Source organism: Pseudomonas sp. B2021 (genome assembly GCF_018135665.1).
Lineage (GTDB): Bacteria > Pseudomonadota > Gammaproteobacteria > Pseudomonadales > Pseudomonadaceae > Aquipseudomonas > Aquipseudomonas lactis.
The window spans coordinates 3,403,966-3,424,544 of sequence record NZ_SMOF01000001.1 but is presented as its reverse complement, the minus strand read 5'-3'; the positions used below and the strand labels follow the sequence as shown (position 1 = coordinate 3,424,544).

The window sequence follows — 20,579 nt, the reverse complement described above, 5'->3', positions numbered from 1 at the left end:
CGCCACGGGCGAGGGCACCTATAAGTTATAGCGCGCTCGCCGGCCGGGAATGTTAGAGTTTCGTTAAACTATTAACTAAATACTTCGTGACCCTGAGCCCTATGTCTACACCTCGACAATCCCTGACCCTGGCCTTGCTGCAAGCGCGCGAGGCCGCGATGAGTTTTTTCCGTCCTTCCCTGAATGAACACGGCCTGACCGAACAGCAATGGCGCATCATCCGCATCCTTGAACAGCACGGTGAGTTGGAGATCTATCAACTGGCTGAACTGGCCTGCATCCTCAAGCCGAGCATGACCGGCGTGCTGGTGCGCATGGAAGCGGCCGGCATGGTGCACCGGCGCAAGGCCGAACAGGACCAGCGCCGGGTGCTGATTACCCTGGCGGACAAGGGCAAGGCGAGTTTCGAGTCCATGAGCCAGTGCATGGAGGCCAACTATCAGCGCTTGCAGGATCAGTTGGGCGCAGAGAAATTCCAGACCTTGTTGGGGTTGCTGGATGACTTGAAGAACATCAAGCGCTGACTCAATTGCTGAACCACCACCGATCAACTGTGGGAGCTGGCTTGCCTGCGATAGCGCCGGGTCAGCTGGCTTATTTGTCGCTGATGCACCGCTATCGCAGGCAAGCCAGCTCCCACATTGAGTCTCAGTAGACGCCACCGGTATTGGCAGCCACAGGTATGTCTTTGAACTTCCCGGCCAGGCTTTGCAGCCCCCGCATCAACACCGTGGTATCCACTCCTACCGCCACGAACGTCGCCCCCAACTCGATATAGCGTCGTGCGAGATTTTCATCCGCACTGAGAATCCCTGCCGCCTTACCCGCCTTGACGATACGCACGATGGCGTCCTCAATCGCCGCTTGTACCTCGGGATGCCCCGGATTGCCACGGTGGCCCATGGACGCGCTTAAGTCTGCCGGGCCGATAAACACACCGTCCACGCCTTCGACGGCAGCAATGGCGTCCAGATTGGCCAGGCCCTCGGCATTCTCAATCTGCACCAGCAGGCACATCTGCGCGTCGGCCTGGTCGAGGTAATCGGCGATGCTGTTCCAGCGCGAGGCGCGGGCCAGGGCGCTGCCGACCCCGCGAATACCCTGGGGCGGGTAGCGCAGGGCCCGCACCAGTTCCCGGGCCTGGGCGGCGTTTTCGACCATGGGCACCAGCAGCGTCTGCGCGCCGATATCCAGCAGTTGCTTGATCAGGGCCGTGTCGCCGATCACCGGGCGAATCAACGCCTGGCTGGGGTAGGGCGCAATGGCCTGTAACTGCGCGAGCATGTCCCCCAGTTGGTTGGGCGCATGTTCGCCGTCGATCAACAGCCAGTCGAAACCGGCGTTGGCGGCCAGCTCCGCGCAGTAGGCGTTGGCAAGGCCGAGCCACAGGCCAATCTGTACCTCGCGGTTGTGCAGGCGTTGCTTGAAGCGGTTGACAGGCATGTCCATGACAGTCCTCCTGGGTTCAGACGAAGCGGCAGGCAATCGAGCCGAGCAGGTCGTAGTCGACGTGGAAGGTATCGCCAGGGCGGGCTGCCACGGGGCGGGTAAACGAGCCGCCGAGAATCACCTGGCCGGGCAGCAGGGTGACGTCATAGGGCGCCAGCTTGTTAGCCAGCCACGCCACGCCCTTGGCCGGGTGGTTGAGCACCGCCGCCGACACCCCGGACTCTTCGATCACGCCATTGCGATACAACACCGCCGGCACCTTGCGCAGGTCGATCTCGGTGGGGCGCACGGCGCGGCCGCCGAGCACCACACCGGCGTTGGCGGCGTTGTCGGAGATGGTGTCGAACACCTTGCGGGTGGCGTTGGTGTGGGGGTCGACTTGCTGGATGCGGGCGTCGATGATTTCCAGCGCCGGGATCACCCATTCGGTGGCGTCGAGCACATCGAACACCGTGCAGTTGGGCCCTTTGAGCGGTTTGCCGAGGATGAAGGCCAGTTCCACTTCCACCCGTGGCACGATGAAACGCTCGAAGGGGATGTCGCTGCCTTCGTCGAAAAACATGTCGTCGAGCAGGGCGCCGTAATCGGGTTCGGTGATATTCGACGACACCTGCATGGCCCGTGAGGTCAGGCCGATCTTGTGGCCCTTGAGCGTGCGCCCGGCCTTGATCTTTTGCGCGACCCATTCACGCTGAATGGCGTAGGCGTCCTCGATCGTCATGCCGGGGTAGTCGAGGGAAAACTGGCGCACCTGTTCGCGGCTGCGTTCGGCGCGGTCAAGGTTTGCGGCGGCCGCGAGGATTTGCTGGGAGTCGAGCATGGCAACGGTCTCTAGTGTGGGTTGACGATGGCGGCCTGGGTGCGCAGCACCAGCAAGCCACCGAGGGCGATAAACAGGGCGAGTACGTACAGGGCCAGGCTGGCGCTCTGGGTGGCGTCGCGCATCCAGCCGATCAGGTACGGCGCGAGGAACGCCGCGATACTGCCGAACGAGCTGATCATGGCGATGCCCGCCGCCTGGGTGGTGTGGGAAAGAAACGCCGGTGGCAGTTGCCAGAACATCGGCAGCGCGGCGCTTGCGCCCATCCCGGCAACCACCAGCCCGCTCATCACCAGCAACGCATTGCCGGGCGCCAGGCCCGCCACGGCGATACCGAGCGCCGCCATCAGCAGGGGCACACACAGGTGCCAGCGGCGCTCGCGGTGGCGGTCGGACGAGCGCCCGCAGCCGAGCATGAAGAAGCAGCCGGCCAGGTACGGCACGGCGCTGAGCAAGCCGACCTGGCTGTCACGGCCGATGCCGGCGCCGTGGATCAGGGTGGGCATCCAGAACGCCAGGGTGTTGACCGCCAGCATCACCGCAAAGTACACAGCCACCAGCAGCCACACCTGCGGGTCTCGCAGGATGCCGCCGAACGAGGTGATGGTCTTGCGCTGTTCCTCGTTGCTCAATTGGGTGCGCAGTTGCTGTTTTTGCTCGGCAGTCAGCCAGTGCACCGACTCGAAACTGTCCGGCAACCACTTGAGCACCACCAGTCCCAGCAGCACCACGGGCGCGCCTTCGATCAGGAACATCCACTGCCAGCCGCGCAGGCTGCCGACATCATGGAAGTTCTCCAGGATCGCCCCGGAAATCGGCCCGCCCAACACCCCGGCCATGGGCACCGCAATGGCAAACAAGGCGGTGACCTGGGCGCGACGGCGTGCCGGGTACCAGCGGTTGAGAAACACCAGAATCCCGGGGAAAAACCCGGCCTCGGCCACCCCCAGTAGAAAGCGCAGCACGTAGAACCCGCGCGCGCTCTCCACCCACAGCATGCCGGTGGAGAGCAGGCCCCACACCACCATCAGGCAGGCGATCCAGCGCCGTGGCCCGACGCGGTCCAGGGCAATGTTGCTGGGCACGCCGAACAACGCGTAGGCGATGAAGAACAGCCCGGCGCCGAAGCCGTACACGGTGTCGCTGAAGTGCAGGTCGCTGCTCATCTGCATCTTGGCAAAGCCGATGTTGATGCGGTCCAGATGGGCGAACAGGTAACACACCAGCAACAAGGGCATCAGGCGCCAAGTCACCAAACGATGGGTGCGGTCGTGCTCGGCAAGCTGCAGGCTTGCAGTGGAATGGGCTGTGCTCATGGTGGTGTTCTTTTTGTTGTTGTAGGAGCGAGCTTGCTCGCGAAAAACGTCAACGAAAACGCAGCGCTGTTGGGTCCGCGGTGCCTGTGGGCTTTTCGCGAGCAAGCTCGCTCCTACAGGGGGGGGCGGGGCCGTTTCAGCTTGCCGGGTTGTTCAGGAACGCGTGCACATTGTTCTGCTTGAAGTTGAGCTGCGGGTGCAGCTCGATCATCTCGAACGACAGCGCGAGCAAGCGCTGCGCCTGCAGCTCGGCGAAGTGCTCGGTAATCACCGCGAACACTGCTTGGGCGACGGCCTCGCGGGTTGCCAGGTCGCGGCCGTGGCCGACCTTGAGGGTCATGTGCACAAAGGCATAGTCGTGCTTGCCGTCGGCCATGCGCCAGGTGTCCAGGCGTACGCCGCGACTGCGAATGCCGCCCAGCGGAAACACACCGCTGTCGCCCAGCACGCGGTGGATTTTTTCAAACAGACCGGGCAAGTCGGCCTGCTGTTCGAGGTTGTCGGTGTATTCAGCGATAAAGTGCGGCATGGGGCTCTCCCAGGGTTAAAGCGGGAAAATCGCGTTGATCTGGCCGGTGCCCGAACTGCCGAACGGCGGCGTGATGATCTCAGCCGGCTTGGCATAGTCCGGCCCACCCAGCAGGCCCAGGAGCATGGCGGTGTCGTGCATCTTGCCTTCGCCAAAACAGTGTTCGGCGTAGTCGGGCAACATGGCGCAGAACTCTTTGAAGCGACCTTGCTTCCACATTTCCACGACATGCAGGTCCACCTGCTTGTCGAATTCGCGGGTCCAGTTGTGGATATTCGCCTCAGCCTCGCGGTCGTCCGAGAACCGATGGGACAGCGAGCCCGACGCCAGCACCAGCACCTTGCGGTCGCTCTTTTCAATCGCCCGGCGCACGGCGGCGCCGAAGGCAAAACTGTCTTCCAGGCGATGCCAGGCGCACCAGGCAGCGATGGAAATCACCTTGAATTTCTCTGCGTCGGGCACCCCCATGTGCATGTAGCGCATGGGCACCAGGGTGCCGTATTCCAGCTCCAGGCTCGGGATGTTATGGGCCATGCTGCGCACGCCGGCCAGGTTGGCTTCGGCGGCGATCAGCTCCCCCAGTTCGGGGCAGCCGGGGTAGGCGTAGTCCATGTTCTTGATGAAGTGCGGCAGCTCGTTGCTGGTGTAGGTGCCCTGGAACTGTTCACCGCAATTGACGTGATAACCGCTGTTGACCAGCCAGTGCACGTCGAACACCACTGCCGTGTCGGCCCCCAGTTCGCGGGCACGCCGGCCGATTTCCTTGTGCCCGGCAATCGCCGCTTCGCGACAGCCGTGATGCTTGCCGGGCAGTTCCGACAGGTACATCGACGGTACGTGGCAGATCTTCGCTGCCAGAACCACTTCGCCCATGATGACTCTCCTGAATAATTATTCTTGTATGGCCTGTGAGGTCCCTGTGGGAGCTGGCTTGCCTGCGATGGCATCGACTCGGTACGGCTAAAGGACCGCGGTGTCTGCATCGCGGGCAAGCCCGGCTCCCACAGGAGGCTTGTTTGAGCCTGGGCTACACGCCCCAGCGCGGAATGTGATGACTACCCATGGAAATACACACGTTCTTGATCTCGGCAAACACTTCGAAGCTGTACTGCCCACCTTCACGCCCGGTGCCCGAGCCTTTGACCCCGCCGAACGGCTGGCGCAAATCCCGTACATTCTGGCTATTGATAAATACCATGCCCGCTTCGATACCGCGCGCCAGGCGGTGGGCCTTGCCGATGTCCTGGGTCCAGATGTAGGAGGCCAGCCCGTATTCGGTGTCGTTGGCCAGTTGCAGCGCCTCGGCTTCATCCTTGAACGGAATCAGGCACACCACCGGGCCGAAGATTTCTTCCTGGGCGATGCGCATCCGGTTGTTCACGTCGGCAAACACCGTCGGCTGGATAAACTGGCCGCGGCTCAGGTGCGCCGGCAAGTTCGCCGGACGTTCCAGGCCGCCAGCCAGCAGCGTGGCGCCTTCCTCCAGACCGATCTTGATATAGCCGGTGACCTTGTCGTAATGGGCCTGGGTGATCATCGAGCCGACCTGAGTCTTGGGGTCCTGGGGGTCGCCGACGATCAGGCGCTTGGCCCGCGCCGCGAACTCGGCGACAAATTGTGGGTAGACGCTTTCCTGGATAAAGATCCGGCTGCCAGCGGTGCAACGCTCGCCGTTGAGGGAGAAGATCGTGAAGAGTGCTGCGTCGAGGGCGCGTTCCAGATCGGCGTCTTCAAAAATCAGCACCGGCGACTTGCCGCCCAGTTCCATGGAGTACTTTTTCAGGCCGGCGGTCTGCATGATTTTCTTGCCGGTGGCGGTGCCCCCGGTAAAGGAAATCGCCCGCACGTCCGGGTGGCGCACCAGGGCATCGCCCGCGGTGGCGCCGTAGCCCTGGATCACATTGAGCACGCCGTTGGGGATCCCGGCTTCCACCGCCAGGCGCCCCAGTTCATTGGCGGTCAGCGGCGACAGTTCCGACATCTTCAGCACCGCCGTATTGCCCAGCGCCAGGCACGGCGCGGTCTTCCAGGTGGCCGTCATGAACGGCACGTTCCAGGGCGACACCAGCCCGCACACGCCCACTGGCTGGTACAGGGTGTAGTTGAGCATCTGGTCGTCCACCGGGTAGGTGTGGCCGTCCATGCGCGTGCAGACTTCCGCGAAGAAATCAAAATTGTGCGAGGCACGCGGAATCAACACGTTCTTGGTCTGGTGGATCGGCAGGCCGGTGTCCAGGGTTTCCAGCTCGGCCAGGTGGGGCACGTTCTGTTCGATCAACTCGCCCAGTTTGCGCATCAAGCGTGCGCGCTCCTTGGCTGGTGTATTGGCCCACTTGGGAAACGCCGCCTTGGCCGCCGCCACGGCCTGCGCGACTTCTTCGGCACCGCCGCTGGCCACTTCGCCGATGGCCTCGCCGGTGGCCGGGTTGTAGTTGATAAAGGTGTCTTTGCTTTCGACCTCACGGCCGTTGATCCAGTGTTTGATCATGGTGCTCAAGCCTCTTTGCGCGCGGAGAAAAACTCCGTTTCACTGACAATACGGTTAACCAGGCGGCCCACACCTTCGACTTCCACCACCACTTCATCGCCCGGCACCACATCGGCCAGGCCCTCGGGCGTGCCGGTGGCGATCATGTCGCCCGGTTGCAGGGTCATGAAGCTGGACAGGTATTCGATGAGGTAGGGGATATCGAAAATCATGTCTTTCGTGCTGCCTTCCTGGCGCAGTTCGCCGTTGATCCAGGTGCGCAGCTTCAGGTTGCCTGGGTCGGGCACATCGGCCACGTCGACGATCCATGGGCCGACCGGGGTGGTGGCGTCACGGTTTTTCACGCGCAGGTTGGGGCGGTAGTAGTTCTCGAGGTAGTCGCGGATCGCATAGTCGTTGCACACCGTGTAACCGGCCAGGTAGTCCAGGGCGTCGGCGCGTTTGACGTTGCGCGCGGTCTTGCCGATCACCGCCACCAGCTCGCACTCGTAGTGCATGTAGGCGACGTTGTCCGGGCGCCAGGTAACTTGGCGGTGGCCGGTGTAGGTGCCCACCGATTTGATAAAGGCCAGCGGCTCGGTCGGCGGCGTAAAGGCCAGTTCGGCGGCGTGGTCGGCGTAGTTCAAACCCAGGGCGAAAATGTTGCCGGTGGCGGGTGGCAGCCATTGCACCTGGTCTTCGGTGAGCAGGCGGCCATCGTCCAGGCGCGCGCTGCAATCGGCCTCCACCAGCACATTGTGGACGGTACCTTCAAATTGGATACGTGCGCGTTTCATGCCGATGCCTCTGCTGCAATGGTGTTGCTCAGGCGGCCAATGCCGGTGATGTCGACCTCGACCTGATCGCCTGGCTGTACATCCACGCGGCCTTGCGGGGTGCCGGTGATCAGCACGTCGCCGGGATGCAGGGTCATGAACTCGCTGATCTCGGCGATCAATTGCGGAATGTCCCGTACCCAATCGGCGGTGGAGCTTTCTTGGCGCAGCTCACCATTGACGAACAGCTTGAGGCTCAGTTGGTTGGGGTTGGCGACTTGATCCCGCGCAACCAGCTGCGGGCCCAGGGCGCAAAAACCATCGCGGCATTTGGCTTTGACGGCGGGGCGGTAGTAGCTGTCTTCCGGCAGGCTGAATTCATTCACCACCACATACCCGGCCACATGGGCCATGGCGTTCTCCAGGCTGACACGGCTGGCGCGCTGGCCGATCACCACGCCCAGCGCCGGGCCCGGTTGCAGGCGCTCGCCCGCAGGCTGCAGCACTACGCCGCGATGGGCATTGCGGGTGTTGGGCGTCTTGATAAACAGCACCGGTTTGGTCGGCGGCTGCTGGTAGGGCGCCTGCTGGAAGGCGGCGAGATGCTGGTCCAGCAGGCCCTGGTAGTTCAGCGCAACGCCGAACAGGGTGCCGCTGGCAACATCATGCAGGGTACGGCTCATGCGTTTCTCCTGGCGGTGACGACGGCTGCATAGGCAGTTCGTTAAGTTGTTAACTTTATAATTAATATGTTAACTACCGTCAAGCGTGGCACACTGCACTGGCCTCACAACAACAAGAAGAGAGCCCCGTGAAGCCGATCCCCAACATCAACATCGGGCAGGTCTACGACCAGCGCTACAGCGACGCCGAGGTGCATTACGACAAGCTCGGCAACCTGGCGGGTTTTTTCGGGCGCAATATGGCGGTGCATCGCCATGACCGGTTTTTCCAGGTGCATTACGTCAAGAGTGGCGCGGTGCGGGTGTATCTGGATGACCGCCAGTACGTTGAATCGGGGCCGATGTTTTTTCTCACGCCGCCCACGGTGGCCCACGCTTTTGTCACCGAAGCGGATGCCGATGGGCATGTATTGACGGTGCGCCAGCAGCTGGTGTGGAGTTTGATCGACGCCGATCCCAGCCTTGCCTCCGGTGCAGCCTGTGTCGCCTTGAATGGCGACGCCGAGGGGCTGGAGCAACTCTTCGAGGCGCTGTGCAGTGAAATCAACACCGAACGGGCAGGGCGCGCCGCCGCCCTCGACAGCCTCACAAGGCTGATCATGATCCGCCTGCTGCGCCTGTGCGCCCACGCCCAGCCGGCACGCCCGACCGCCCATGAAGACCTGCGCATCTTCCATCGTTTCAACGAGCTGATCGAAGCCCACTACCTGGAACATTGGCCGTTGGCGCGTTATGCCGAAAGTATTGGCGTGACCCAGGCGCGGCTCAATGAAGTGTGCCGGCGCATTGCCGACCTGCCCTCCAAGCGCCTGATCCTGGAGCGGCTGATGCAGGAGGCCAAGCGCCTGCTGTTGTTTACCGGCAGTTCGGCAAATGAAATCTGCTACCAGCTGGGGTTCAAGGACCCGGCGTATTTCAGCCGGTTTTTCTTGCGGTATGCGCAGATGACGCCGGGGGAGTATCGGATACGGCAGGCGGGGATGCGCTGATAAGGGGTCGGACAAAAAACGCAACGTTGAGGAATTGGCTGATAGTGGTCCGTTAAGCGAGAAGGATGTTGTTACCTGTCGAGCCGGAACCTTTCCCCCCGCCTGGCCACGCAAGAGTACTTGTTCAGTGCCGGGTTCGGCAGTGGCAGTGGGCAAGTAGTGCCAGACCGTTCGCGATTATCCCCCTTCGATCAAATGAGACGCCCTACCATGCTCACGCACACTCAGCCTGCTTATTCGCCCGCGCACTCAAGGTTTACATCGCCTGGTAAAACCCTTGATCAGGCAGTGACAGATCAACCCAATCACTTTGGTAAATTACCGGCACATTCTCCGATTGGCCCAAGTGTCAACTCAAACCGGGACGCAGAGCTGGGGGAGCTGTTGAAGTTGTTGGGTACATTAGTGGTGTCACTTAAAACCTGGATGAGCAGGGAGCATGAGGCGCCGAAACCACAGCCACCCGTTACGGCTTACCCAACCCCACTTGTGAGTTCACCGCACAGGCCGCTGGTTAATACCGTGCCTGCACCGGACAGCGTTCCCACCATCAGGGGTGAGTGGAAAGAACAATTGGCACCGTTCATGAACCGGTCGAACCTGGCCAGTACCCGTAACGCGTTTGATACCGAACTTATTGAGATGTTCTCAGATAAAAACTATGAGCCAATCACTGCGTTTATGTCTGAAAAACCCAAAGGTCAAAAGCCTGACGATCTGCACAATGGGTTGCGTGCCACGTATGAGAACTTTCCTTATCTGGGTGCTCTGGGCCGAGAGGAGCACGTGGCCGCGATCAAGGTTGCTATGGCCACGTTCGGGCAAAGCCCAGCCGGGATTTTCAAGCACGTCGCCAAACATGGTGACCACTATGACGTGACGATGCGAGACGGCTTCAAGCTGACAATAACCGTTGAAGAACTTGAACTGGCGGCCAAGGCGGCAAAGTTCAGTGGCGGCGATGAAGGCATGGTCAAGGATGCGCAATTTCTGTTTGCTGTGATGAGCAAGCGTCAATACCTGGAGCTTGAGCGCGACAGCGCAACGGACCCCTTCATGAGCCTGTACGGCAAAGACAGTGCGTACCACGCCCATCGCACTTATCCCGGTGTGCTGTCGGGGGCCGGAGGCGGCATCGACGGTGATACGGCGCTGTCCTATCTGGGGCTTAAAGAACATCTGCAGGTCATCGATGCCAGTGCATTGGGCACGCAGGTCGGCGTGCCGTTGGACAAGGGCGCACGAAACAAGAACGGTGTAATTATTGAGGGCGTGATGGAGGGGCAGTTATATAACACGCCGGTTTCACCGTCATTGAAGGTGGTCACGCTTCGCGGGTGATTTAAAGTATTTAGTGAATAATAGGGATTATTCAACATGTTAGTGTCTTCTGTTAACACTGCTGCTTTTGGTCATGCCAGGGCAAGCGACGCCGTCACTTCGCCACGTGTTTTGCCCTTCGCCAACGCCTCTGCCCCAACTGGAACTTCTGAACAACTCAGTCGCCTGGTCGGCGAATTGGAGCGCTTGTTGACGGTGTTATCTGCGCGGTTAAAACCTGAAGTCGATTCAACACCTTTGCCTGCGCCGGTCCCCGATAAACGCAACGGCAAACGTGACGAATTCTTGAAAGGTACGCCTGCGAACACGGGCATCAAGCCCGGTGATATTTTCAAAGACTTTTACCAATTGGCCGAAGGTAATTGCGTGACGATATCCGCGATTAAAGCCGCGATGATGAGGTTCGGCCATAACCCTTACGGTATTTACAAAACCATTGAGGCCACCGATAGCGGCTATCGCATTGTCATGCGCGATGGGTTCAAACTGCACATCACCGATGACGAACTGAAGCAGGCCAAGGCCGGCGCCCACTTCGGCACCGACAGGCCCAACGATGTTCTGGTCAATGCGCAGTTTTTATACGCTGTCAGTGCCAAGCGAGCCTACCTTGAAAATAATGATGGGGAGGCCAATAAGAGCTTTGCCGCCGCCATGCGCAGCCTCAATGATGGTGAGTATCCGGGGCAAGCGTTGCGTCGCCTGGGCTTGAAAGACTTCGTTGCGCCCGCAACCCTCCAGGACTTCCTCAACGGCGCCATCGGCACGGTCAACAGCGGGTTCCATTCGATGGCCGCTGTGGGCGGCTTCGTGGACAGTTATGGGCACAAACAGCCACTGGATAGCCGCGACCCAAATCGTCATGCCGAGTCTGGACTCAAGTTGCTCTAACGCGCGGCCGCCAGGTTCGGCCATTGCGTCCACGCGCCACCCAGCGCCGTATACAGGTTCACCTCGGCGACCAACTGCGCCAGCCGGTCCACAATCAGCGCCTGTTGTGCGCTGAACAGTGAACGCTGCGCATCGAGGAACGTCAGGTTGCTGTCCACGCCGCTGCGGTAACGGTGCTGGGCCAGGTTGTAATAGGTCTGGTTGGCCTCGACGAAATCCCGTTGCGCCGCCAGTTGGTCGTTGAAGGTCTGGCGTGCGGCGAGGCCGTCGGCTACTTCCTGGAAGGCAGCCTGGATGGATTTTTCGTACTGGGCCACGGTGATGTCTTTTTGCAGCTTGGCGTAATCCAGGCTGGCACGCAGGCTGCCGGCGTTGAAGATCGGCAGGTTGATCTGCGGTTGGAATGTCCAACTGCCCGAGCCACCCTTGAACAGCCCCGACAGCTCTGTGCTGGTGCTGCCCGCGTTTGCCGTGAGGGTCACTGAAGGAAAGAACGCAGCACGGGCCGCACCGATATTGGCGTTGGCCGCCTGCAGCTGGTATTCGGCCTGGAGGATATCCGGGCGGCGTTGCAGCAGGTCCGAGGGCAAACCGGCGGGCACGCGGGCGACCAGGTCATCGGCCAGCGGGCGCGCGGGCAAGTGTTCATCCACTGGGCCACCCACCAGCAACATGAGGTTGTTGAGGTCCTGGGCCACTTGGCGCTCATAGCGGGCCACGCTGGCGCGAGTACTTTCCACCGCTGTGCGCGCTTGCACCACGTCCAGCGCCGAGGCTTTGCCTGCGCTTTTACTGCGGCGGGTCAATTGCCAGCTGTGGTCGTTGGCCGCCAGGGTTTGCTCGGCCAGGGCCAGCAGTTCTTGGTCGGCCCGCCAGGTCAGGTAGGCATTGGCGACGTTGGCCACCAGGCTCAATTGCGCGCTGCGCCGCGCTTGTTCGCTGCCCAGGTAAGTAAGCAGCGCCTGTTCGCTGAGGCTGCGCACGCGGCCGAACAAATCCAGCTCATAGGCGCTCAGCCCCAAGGTGGCGGAATAGTTGGAGGTGATCGCTGACTTGCCGGTGCCGGTCACGCTCCCTGGCAACTTCTGGCGCTTGCCGGCGCCGGTGGCGGAGATCGCTGGGAACAAATCCGCGCGCTGGATACGGTACTGCGCCTGGAACGCCTGCACATTCAGGGCTGCCACCCGCAGGTCGCGGTTGTTGACCAGCGCATCATTAATCAACTGTTGCAGCGCCGGGTCGTGGAACAGCTGCTGCCAGTCCGGGTTCTGCGCCATGTTGCCGGCCTGCGCCAGGCGGTAGACGCCGCCTTGGGGGTACTGCGCAGGCGTCGGCGCCGCTGGCTGCTGGTACTCGGGGATCAGCGAGCAACCGCCGAGCATCCAGGCCATGCCGAGGGTGCACAGCGTCTGTTTATTCATCAGGCGCCCACCATCCATTTGGCCAGGCCATGTCGGCCGCTCACGCCCAGCTTGGCGGCGGCGCGCTTGAGGTAGGTCTCGATCGAGCTGTTTTTGACGCTGAGTTTCTGTGCGATTTGCGGCACGGTGCCGCCGGTCAGCAGGCCCAGGCACACTTCCTGTTCCCGCGCCGAAAGGGTGATGTCGCTCAAAGACAAGCGCTTGTAGAACTCGCGCTGCAACTGCGATTGTTCCAGCAGAGTATGGGCGGGCTCTGTCTCGGCATGCGGCGCCTGGCGCAGGCACTGGGCGTGCCGCTCCATCAACGGCAACAGCGTGTCCGACAGGCACTTGAGAAACGACAACTCAGCCAGGGAAAACCCCTGCTGGGTCGGCAGGCGGTAGAACGAAATCACACAGCGCCGGTTGCCCTGGCGCGATACCAGGTTGCACTGGTGCGAGGTGCCGCGCGGGTGCGTGCTGTTGGCCTTGGCGTTCATCTGGATCAGCAGCGGATCTTGCATGTGCAGCATCTGCCGCAACAACGGGTGGTCGTTCAGCGCATGCAGGGTCTGGGGCACAGACAAATCCTTCTTCACCCCGGCGCTGCCCAGTAGCTTGATGTCCAGCACGCGGTCGCGCAGTTCATCCAGGGTCCACTCGCTGAGGTCCACCAGGTGAATCGGTACCCACTTGCCCACCAGCTGCAGCATGGTGGCGGCGAAATGTTCGTCGCCGCTGTTTGAAATCAACTCGCCCATTTCGGCATAAAAAAGCGGGCCGCATGTGTCGCCAATACTTGAGGTCAGACTCATAGCCATCTCATCCTTGATGTCGAAAACCGTCAACGGTTGCCCAGGGCCTGCGCAGGGCGCTCCGTACTGCTTGAACGTAACTCGGCGTTCGAGATGTTATTTAGCCATAGGGATTTGTCCTACGTATGTAGCGGAAACGAGGGACACAAGCTGCCATAAAAATTGCGCCATTAAACCGACGTTTCTCTTGAATTAAGCCGGCTACGTACAGGCGTAAGTTATTTTTAGCCTTGGTTAACTTATTGATGTAAATAATGAATTTATAAAATAAAGAGGTTGCTAAGAGACTCGGGATGGATCCGATGTAGCCAATCTCCTACAACGCTTTAATCGTTTCAGCCATGAACCTTCCACCAAGGCCTATCCATCCATTTGAATGTCCGGGTTTCGGGTGTCAGACACCCCCCGGCGCCCATGCTCAAATCCGGCCACATCGGTGTAATGGGCCACCTCTGCGCGGCCAGTGCCTGACCCCCATGAGAAGGATCTTATGCAGCATTCCTCCAGCCTGCCGGCCCGCTTCCCCCTCACTGGCCCCCAACAAGACATTTGGCTCGACCAACTGCGCGTGGGCGACTCGCCGCTGTACAACATTGGCGGCTACCTGGATTTTGCCGGCACCGTCGAGCCCGAACGCATGCGCCGTGCCGTCGCACTGCTGGTGGCCCGTCACGATGCGCTACGCACTCAACTGCATACCGACGCCAATGGCCTGCCTGGGCAAACATTCGCCCCTGAGTTGAGGGTGGAGATGGCGCTGCATGATTTCTCCGCGCTGCCCGACCCATCGGCGGCAACCCAAGCCTTGATGCAGGCGCAAATGGCCCGGCCCTACGCCCTGAGCGGCGAACCACTGTGCCGGTTTTTCCTGGTCAAACTTGACCATGATCACTACCGCCTCGGCACCCAGGCTCATCACCTGATCCTCGACGGCTGGGGCTTCGGCCAGATGCTGCAATCCCTCGCGCAGCTCTACAGCGCCCTGGAGCAGGGGCGCGACACTGAGCTGCTGGCGCCGTCCTACATCGACTTTATCGACACCGACCAGCGCTACCTGCAATCGGCCCGCTACGCCCGCGACCGCGACTATTGGCTGGGCAAATACCAGGTGCTGCCCGAACCACTGCTCACCCCCAGGCACAACGCCAAGACGTCGAGCAACACCTGGGTGCAAGGCTTCCCGGTGCCGTTGCAGAGCCGCATGGAGCAGGTTGCCAACCACTACCAGGCGTCGGCCTTTCATGTGTTGCTGGCGGCGATGTATGTGTATTTCACCCGCACCAGCCAACGCCAGGAATGGGCGGTGGGGCTGCCGATTCTCAACCGCTCCAACGCGCGTTTTCGCGCCACTGTGGGCCTGTTCACCCAGGTCAGCGCGGTACGTTTTGCGTTCAGCGAGGGCGTGTCTTTCGGTGCCCTGGTGCGTGGCATCCGTGATCAGCTCAAGCAGGACTTTCGTCATCAGCGCTTCCCGTTGAGTGAGATGAACCGCGAGCTGGGCCTGCGCCGAACGGATCGCGGGCAACTCTTTGACGTGTCGGTATCGTTCGAGCAGGACGACCACGATCTGCGCTTCGGTCAGGTCCAGGCCCGCGCGATCAAGGTTTCCAATCAGCATGAAGCGCTACCGCTCGCCATTCACCTGCGCAGCCATCGTTACCAGGACAATGCCTGGCTGCATTGCGTCTACAACGAGGCGTATTTCCAGGCGGGCGACGTGCAGGCATTGGCCCAGCGCTTCATCGGGCTGCTGGAACAGGGGCTGGAAGATACTGCGCTGCCCATCGCTGAGTTTTCCATGCTGTTGCCCCAGGAGCAGGCCCGATTGCAGCACTGGAACGCCACCGCGCAGCCCAACGCCACGCCGCAAACCCTGCATCAGCGCATTGAAGCCCAGGCCGCACGTACGCCCCACGCTATTGCGGCGGTGTATCAGGACCGCGCACTGAGCTACACCCAACTCAACCGCCAGGCCAATACGCTGGCCCACCAATTAGTGGCGCTCGGCGTACAGCCCGATGACCGCGTTGCGATCCTGGCCCGACGTGGCCTTGACACCCTGGCGGGGCTGTTGGCGATCCTCAAATCCGGCGCCTGCTACGTGCCGCTGGACCCGGCCCATCCCGCCGAACGCCTGGAGTACCTGCTGCACGACAGCGCGCCCGTGGCCATCCTGACCCAGCACGATTTACGCCAGCGTCTGCCCGTCTCGACGGTACCGGTGATCGCGCTGGAGCCTGGCAATGCGTCCATCGACAGCAACCCTCAGGTTGCGGTCACGCCGTCGAACCTGGCCTATGTGATTTACACCTCGGGTTCCACCGGCTTGCCCAAGGGCGTGATGGTTGAACATCACAGCGTGTCGAACCTGGTGGACTGGCATTGCCAGGCGTTCGACCTGCACGCGGGCAGCCACACCGCCAGCGTCGCAGGCTTCGGTTTTGATGCCATGGCCTGGGAGGTCTGGCCGGCGTTGTGCGTGGGCGCGACCTTGCACCTGCCACCGGCTCAGGAGGGCGCGGAAGATATCGACGCGTTGCTCGGCTGGTGGCGCTCGCAACCGTTGGATGTGTGCTTCCTGCCCACGCCTGTGGCCGAATATGCGTTCAGCCAGGGGCTGGGGCATCCCACCTTGCGCACCTTGCTGATCGGCGGCGACCGCCTGCGCACCTTCACCCAGGCGCAGACGTTTGCGGTGGTGAACAACTATGGTCCCACCGAAGCCACGGTGGTGGCGACCTCGGGGCGTGTCGAGGTGGGCCAGCCGTTGCATATCGGCGCGCCGGTCGCCAATGCCCGGGTCTACCTGCTGGACGCGCAACAACGTCAGGTGCCGATTGGCGTGGCGGGGGAGTTGTATGTCGGCGGCAAGGGTGTGGCGCGGGGGTACCTGAACCGTCCGGAACTCAGTGCCGAACGTTTTCTCGACGACCCTTTCAGCGGTGGTCGGATGTACCGCACCGGCGACCTGGCGCGCTGGCTGCCAGACGGCACTCTCGACTACCTGGGGCGCAACGACGATCAGGTAAAAATCCGGGGCGTGCGCATCGAACTGGGGGAGATCGAATCGGCCCTGGCCAGCCATCCGGCGCTTCAGGACGCGGTGGTGCAGTTTCGCGACGGGCAATTATGGGCCTGGTTTGTGCCACGTCAGCCTGTGGAAATCGAAGCACTGCGCACCCACCTGCAAGCCACGCTGGCGGACTACATGCTGCCCGCGGCTTACGTGCGCCTCGACGCGTTGCCCCTCACCGCCAACGGCAAGCTCGACCGCCGAGCCTTGCCGTCACCCACCCAGGAAGCCTTTATCACCCGTCGCTTCGAAGCGCCACAGGAGGGCGTGGAAACCACACTGGCGCAGATCTGGTCCGAGTTGCTGCACGTGCAACCAGTGGGTCGCCACGATCATTTCTTCGAGCTGGGCGGGCATTCGCTGTTGGCGGTGCAGCTGGTGCAGCGTATGCGCGAGGCCGGCCTGCGCGCCGACGTGCAGGTGCTGTTCGGCCAGCCCACCGTGGCGGCGCTGGCGGCGGCGTGTGGCGGTCACGAACAGGCGGTGCCGGCCAATCGAATCCCGGCCGGTTGCACCCATATCACCACGGACTTGCTCGCCCTGGCCGAACTCGATCAACCCAGCCTCGACCGCATCGTCGCCGGCATCCCCGGTGGCGCCGCCAATGTGCAGGACCTCTACCCGCTGGCGCCGTTGCAGGAAGGGTTGCTCTACCACCACCTCACCGACGCGCACGACCCGTACCAGCAACAGGCGCTGTTCAGTTTTGCGCACCGCGAGCAACTGGAGGCCTTTGCCAGTGCCTTGCAACAGGTGATCAATCGCCACGATATTTTGCGTACCAGCCTGGTGTGGGATGCCCTTGAACAACCAATGCAGATGGTGTGGCGCCAGGCGCAGTTGCGGGTTGAACCGCTGCGCGAACCGGCGCAACCGCTGGACTTGCGCCAGGCGCCGCTGATGGCCCTGGATTACGCCGAGGAGCCCCAGCACCAGCGCTGGGTCGCCAGGCTGCGTTTTCATCATCTGGTCAACGATGCCACGTCGACCACGCTGCTGGTGGACGAGATTCGCGCCCATTTGCTGGGCCAACAGGCGCAACTGCCGGCGCCCGTGCCTTATCGCAATATGGTGGCGCACGCCCGTTCGACCGTGCGCCAGGCGGCGCATGAAGCGTTCTTTCGAGAGCGTCTGGCGGATGTAGATGAGCCGACCTTGGCGTTCGGCCTGCAGGAGCGCCAGGCCAATCGCGCCGAAACCGAAGAGGCGCAGCGTGCGCTCAGCGACACGCTCAATCTACGCCTGCGCAGCCAGGCCCGAGCCCTTGGGGTGAGTGCTGCGAGCCTGTTCCACCTGGCCTGGGCTCAGGTGCTCAGCCGTGTCGCGGGCCGCGAAGACGTGGTGTTCGGCACCGTGCTGCTCGGCCGTTTGCAAGCCGGCGAGGGGGCCGAGCGGGCCTTGGGCATGTTCATCAACACCTTGCCGCTGCGCCTGCGCCTGGCAGGGCAAAACGTGGCGCAGGCGCTGCACGACACCCACGCGCAACTGAGTGCCTTGCTCGCCCATGAACAGGCGTCGCTGGCATTGGCCCAGCGCTGCAGTGGGGTGACCGGGCTATTCAACAGCCTGCTCAACTACCGTCACACCTCGGCCGACCCCGAGCTGAACCTGGTGCCGGGCATTGCCTTGCTCAGCAGTGAAGACATCCTCAGTTACCCGTTGATGCTCACGGTGGACGACCTGGGCAGTGGCGTGCGGCTCAAGGCCAAGACGCCACGCGCAGTCGGCGCTGAACGGGTCTTGGATTACTTGGACGTCACCCTGAACGGCCTGGCGGACGCACTGGAAAACACGCCGAAAATGCCGTTGCGCGAGGTGCCAGTGTTGCCCGCCAGCGAACTGCGCAGATTGCTGGTGGACTTCAACACGACCGCCACCGACCACCCGCACACGTTGACCGTGCAAGCGCTGTTTGAAGCCCATGCGCGGCGAATCCCCGATGCCATCGCGGTGCAGACGGATGAGCAGGCATTGACCTACCGCGAGCTCAACGAACGCGCCAACCAACTGGCCTTCCACTTGCGCGAGCACGGCGTACAGCCCGACGCGCGGGTGGCATTGTGCGTAGAGCGAGGGTTGGATCTGGTGGTGGGCTTGCTGGGCATTCTCAAGGCCGGCGGCGCCTATGTGCCCCTCGACCCCGGTTACCCACGCGAGCGCCTGGCCTACATGCTTGCCGACAGCCAGCCGGTGGCGCTGCTGGTACAGGCCGCCACCCGCGACGTGGTGGGCGATGTCTCGATCCCGCTGATCGACTTCGACCACTGCGCCTGGAACCATGCACCGATCGACAACCCACAAGTGCCCGGCTTGAGCGTCGCCAACCTCGCCTACGTGATGTACACCTCGGGTTCCACCGGCACACCCAAGGGCGTGATGATCGAGCATCGCGGCCTGGGCAATCTGCTGCAGTGGGGCTCGCACCTGTGCCCGAACGCCGAAGGCGGCGCCTTGTTGCAGCGCGCACCGTTCAGCTTCGACGGTTCAGTGTGGGAGCTGTTCTGGCCGTTGAGCAACGGCATGCGCCTGGTGTTGGCGCGGCCCGATGGGCACCGCGAGCCGGCGTACCTGGCGCAAGTGATTCGCACGCAGCAGATCAGCGTGATCAAGTTCGTGCCCGCCATGTTGCAGCAGTTTCTCGACCTGGATGAATCGGCCCTGTGCACCAGCCTCACCGATGTGCTGTGCGGCGGCGGTGAACTCACCGCCGCCCTGGCCCGGGGCGTACAGGCGCGCTTGCCCAGGGTGCGTTTGCACAACGTGTACGGCCCCACCGAAGCCACGGTGGACAGCAGCGCCTGGACCCTCGAACCCGGCGCGCCGGTGCCCACCCTGCAACTGCCGATTGGCCGCCCCATCAACAACACCCGTCTGTACGTGCTAGACGCCCATGATGCGCCGGTGCCCATGGGCATCAGCGGCCAATTGCACATCGGCGGCGTCGGCGTTGCCCGTGGCTACCTGGGCCTGGAGCAACTGACTGCCGAACGTTTTATCGACAGCCCCTTCGTGGCTGGCGACCGCCTGTATCGAACCGGCGACCTGGTGCGCTACCTGCCCGACGGCACGCTTGAGTTCCTCGGGCGCAACGACTTCCAAGTCAAACTGCGCGGCGTGCGCCTGGAACTGGGCGAGATCGAAGCATGCCTGGCCACCCACCCGGCGTTGCACGAGGTGGCCGTATTGATTTGCGATGAGCGCCTGGTGGCCTACTTCACCCTGCGCGGCCAGGCGCCGAGCCTGCAAGCCTTGCGTGACCATGCGCTGGAACACCTGCCGGAATACATGGTGCCGGCCGCCTTCGTGCAACTCGACGCACTGCCCCTCAACCCCGCCGGCAAACTCGACCGCAAGGCCCTGCCAGCGCCAGGGCTGGAGGCTGTGCTTAGCCGAGCCTACGAAGCGCCAGTGGGCGAGGTGGAAAGCCTGATGGCCGGGATCTGGGCCGAGGTGTTGAAACTCGAACGGGTAGGGCGCCATGACCACTTCTTTGAACTGGGCGGGCACTCCCTACTGGCAGTGAACCTTGTCGCCCGCCTGCGCAAGGCCGGGCTTGACGTGGACGCCCGCACCCTGTTCAGCCAGCCCACACTGGCGCAACTGGCCGCGAAAACAGCGGCGCAGGCCCCGCGTGTAGAAGCACCCCAAACCGCCATCCCCCAGCTCAACCGCCGCCGAAGGATTTAGCTTAGGCACTGCGATCCAATGTGGGAGCTGGCTTGCCTGCGAAGACGGCCTAACAGTCAACACAGTTGGACCGGGTACATATCCGTTATTTAGGTAACGGCCACCTAGGGTTCCGCCCCAACGGCGGGTCACTTTGGAAAAGCCGGAATGCCGGCCCAGCCCAAAGTAACCAAAGGGCTCTTGCCCCACCACTCGGCACCTCGCTTGGGCTCGGTGTGCCCGTAATCCGCCGGCATCCCTGCCGGTTTACCCCCCAAATCCCTGTCGAATTCCGGCCAGCGTGGTTTAACGGGGCGCCTAAGATCAAGATCAAAAGCAGATCAAGAGCGGCTCGCTTCGCATC

15 protein-coding genes are annotated in these 20,579 nt (G+C 62.3%); 5 read left to right on the top strand and 10 right to left on the bottom strand.

What is annotated here, in order from left to right; genetic code table 11:
• Positions 1-101 precede the first annotated feature (101 nt).
• On the top strand, positions 102-524 hold the full coding sequence (gene hpaR / locus E1K68_RS15250) for a homoprotocatechuate degradation operon regulator HpaR (protein WP_044269224.1): 423 nt from the start codon (positions 102-104) through the stop codon (positions 522-524).
• 124 nt (positions 525-648) lie between these two features.
• Here the strand turns inward: hpaR and hpaI are convergent, their stop codons facing one another.
• The 8 genes from hpaI to E1K68_RS15210 all read right to left on the bottom strand — a co-directional run bounded on the left by hpaI (position 649) and on the right by E1K68_RS15210 (position 8,040).
• Positions 649-1,449 carry a 4-hydroxy-2-oxoheptanedioate aldolase gene (gene hpaI / locus E1K68_RS15245; protein ID WP_003192398.1) on the bottom strand — a complete coding sequence of 267 codons (801 nt, stop codon included), beginning with the start codon at positions 1,447-1,449 and terminating at the stop codon, positions 649-651.
• A gap of 16 nt (positions 1,450-1,465) precedes the next feature.
• Entirely contained in the window at positions 1,466-2,269 is an 804-nt protein-coding gene (hpaH, locus tag E1K68_RS15240) for a 2-oxo-hept-4-ene-1,7-dioate hydratase (RefSeq protein WP_003192397.1), read from the bottom strand.
• A gap of 11 nt (positions 2,270-2,280) precedes the next feature.
• Positions 2,281-3,585 (bottom strand): MFS transporter, encoded by a 1,305-nt coding sequence (locus E1K68_RS15235; protein ID WP_003192395.1) that lies wholly within the window; start codon positions 3,583-3,585, stop codon positions 2,281-2,283.
• A 136-nt stretch (positions 3,586-3,721) separates the two neighbouring features.
• Positions 3,722-4,114: a 5-carboxymethyl-2-hydroxymuconate Delta-isomerase gene (locus E1K68_RS15230; protein WP_034134259.1), complete on the bottom strand. Its 393-nt coding sequence runs from the start codon at positions 4,112-4,114 to the stop codon at positions 3,722-3,724.
• 15 nt (positions 4,115-4,129) lie between these two features.
• Positions 4,130-4,987 carry a 3,4-dihydroxyphenylacetate 2,3-dioxygenase gene (hpaD, locus tag E1K68_RS15225; protein ID WP_003192392.1) on the bottom strand — a complete coding sequence of 286 codons (858 nt, stop codon included), beginning with the start codon at positions 4,985-4,987 and terminating at the stop codon, positions 4,130-4,132.
• A 154-nt stretch (positions 4,988-5,141) separates the two neighbouring features.
• Entirely contained in the window at positions 5,142-6,602 is a 1,461-nt protein-coding gene (gene hpaE, locus E1K68_RS15220; protein ID WP_034134260.1) for a 5-carboxymethyl-2-hydroxymuconate semialdehyde dehydrogenase, read from the bottom strand.
• A 5-nt stretch (positions 6,603-6,607) separates the two neighbouring features.
• On the bottom strand, positions 6,608-7,378 hold the full coding sequence (locus E1K68_RS15215; protein WP_212614342.1) for a fumarylacetoacetate hydrolase family protein: 771 nt from the start codon (positions 7,376-7,378) through the stop codon (positions 6,608-6,610).
• A complete protein-coding gene (locus E1K68_RS15210) occupies positions 7,375-8,040 on the bottom strand; it encodes a fumarylacetoacetate hydrolase family protein (RefSeq protein ID WP_212614341.1) in 666 nt (221 codons plus the stop codon). Before E1K68_RS15210 ends, E1K68_RS15215 begins: the two co-directional genes overlap by 4 nt.
• A gap of 128 nt (positions 8,041-8,168) precedes the next feature.
• On the opposite strand from E1K68_RS15210, the gene hpaA reads away from it, so the two are divergent.
• From hpaA to E1K68_RS15195, 3 genes are all read left to right on the top strand, one after another.
• Entirely contained in the window at positions 8,169-9,029 is an 861-nt protein-coding gene (hpaA, locus tag E1K68_RS15205) for a 4-hydroxyphenylacetate catabolism regulatory protein HpaA (RefSeq protein ID WP_034134261.1), read from the top strand.
• Positions 9,030-9,239: 210 nt separating this feature from the next.
• The gene (locus E1K68_RS15200; protein ID WP_169878806.1) at positions 9,240-10,370 is read left to right on the top strand and encodes a type III secretion protein; all 1,131 of its coding nucleotides are present in this window, start codon (positions 9,240-9,242) and stop codon (positions 10,368-10,370) included.
• A gap of 36 nt (positions 10,371-10,406) precedes the next feature.
• A complete protein-coding gene (locus E1K68_RS15195) occupies positions 10,407-11,261 on the top strand; it encodes a hypothetical protein (RefSeq protein WP_240520860.1) in 855 nt (284 codons plus the stop codon).
• Here E1K68_RS15195 and E1K68_RS15190 read toward each other — a convergent pair.
• Positions 11,258-12,682: an efflux transporter outer membrane subunit gene (locus tag E1K68_RS15190; RefSeq protein ID WP_003192382.1), complete on the bottom strand. Its 1,425-nt coding sequence runs from the start codon at positions 12,680-12,682 to the stop codon at positions 11,258-11,260. The genes E1K68_RS15195 and E1K68_RS15190 overlap by 4 nt on opposite strands.
• Positions 12,682-13,476 (bottom strand): helix-turn-helix transcriptional regulator, encoded by a 795-nt coding sequence (locus tag E1K68_RS15185; RefSeq protein ID WP_137204327.1) that lies wholly within the window; start codon positions 13,474-13,476, stop codon positions 12,682-12,684. The genes E1K68_RS15190 and E1K68_RS15185 overlap by 1 nt, the downstream gene beginning before the upstream one ends.
• Positions 13,477-13,966: 490 nt before the next feature.
• Between E1K68_RS15185 and E1K68_RS15180 the strand changes: the two genes are divergently transcribed.
• Positions 13,967-20,236, top strand: coding sequence for a non-ribosomal peptide synthetase (locus tag E1K68_RS15180; RefSeq protein ID WP_212614340.1), 6,270 nt, complete (start codon positions 13,967-13,969; stop codon positions 20,234-20,236).
• Positions 20,237-20,579 lie beyond the last annotated feature (343 nt).

Coding starts and splice junctions, on each gene's coding strand:
- hpaR (WP_044269224.1), top strand. CDS start 102: ATGTCTACACCTCGACAATCCCTGACCCTGGCCTTGCTGCAAGCGCGC.
- hpaI (WP_003192398.1), bottom strand. CDS start 1,449: ATGGACATGCCTGTCAACCGCTTCAAGCAACGCCTGCACAACCGCGAG.
- hpaH (WP_003192397.1), bottom strand. CDS start 2,269: ATGCTCGACTCCCAGCAAATCCTCGCGGCCGCCGCAAACCTTGACCGC.
- E1K68_RS15235 (WP_003192395.1), bottom strand. CDS start 3,585: ATGAGCACAGCCCATTCCACTGCAAGCCTGCAGCTTGCCGAGCACGAC.
- E1K68_RS15230 (WP_034134259.1), bottom strand. CDS start 4,114: ATGCCGCACTTTATCGCTGAATACACCGACAACCTCGAACAGCAGGCC.
- hpaD (WP_003192392.1), bottom strand. CDS start 4,987: ATGGGCGAAGTGGTTCTGGCAGCGAAGATCTGCCACGTACCGTCGATG.
- hpaE (WP_034134260.1), bottom strand. CDS start 6,602: ATGATCAAACACTGGATCAACGGCCGTGAGGTCGAAAGCAAAGACACC.
- E1K68_RS15215 (WP_212614342.1), bottom strand. CDS start 7,378: ATGAAACGCGCACGTATCCAATTTGAAGGTACCGTCCACAATGTGCTG.
- E1K68_RS15210 (WP_212614341.1), bottom strand. CDS start 8,040: ATGAGCCGTACCCTGCATGATGTTGCCAGCGGCACCCTGTTCGGCGTT.
- E1K68_RS15200 (WP_169878806.1), top strand. CDS start 9,240: ATGCTCACGCACACTCAGCCTGCTTATTCGCCCGCGCACTCAAGGTTT.
- E1K68_RS15195 (WP_240520860.1), top strand. CDS start 10,407: ATGTTAGTGTCTTCTGTTAACACTGCTGCTTTTGGTCATGCCAGGGCA.
- E1K68_RS15190 (WP_003192382.1), bottom strand. CDS start 12,682: ATGAATAAACAGACGCTGTGCACCCTCGGCATGGCCTGGATGCTCGGC.
- E1K68_RS15185 (WP_137204327.1), bottom strand. CDS start 13,476: ATGAGTCTGACCTCAAGTATTGGCGACACATGCGGCCCGCTTTTTTAT.
- E1K68_RS15180 (WP_212614340.1), top strand. CDS start 13,967: ATGCAGCATTCCTCCAGCCTGCCGGCCCGCTTCCCCCTCACTGGCCCC.